Raw genomic sequence first — 234 nt, forward strand, 5'->3', positions numbered from 1 at the left:
GTTAAGGAGGGATGGTGAGCCTGGAGGTGATGGCCAACGGGCGTGGGATCAAGGCCGCGGATCTCGCCAAACCGGGTGCGTTCGGCGTTCGAGACATCTTGGAACGTTGCCGTGCCCTGGGCGGCGAGGCGCACATTGAGGCGGGGCTAGCAGTAGGTACCCTGCTTCGAGTCCGCATTCCGGACTTTCAGACGAGCGGCCCGCCACGCCTGAACGAGCCGCACAAGCCTGGCC

General features: G+C 65.4%; 1 pseudogene. It reads left to right on the forward strand.

From position 1 onward, the window contains the following. Positions 1 to 11: 11 nt before the first annotated feature. Positions 12 to 234 (forward strand): annotated as a pseudogene (locus tag ACTFO6_RS19945) (histidine kinase); the annotation flags it as partial.

Source organism: Pelomicrobium sp. G1, assembly GCF_051905455.1.
Lineage (GTDB): Bacteria > Pseudomonadota > Gammaproteobacteria > Burkholderiales > UBA6910 > Pelomicrobium.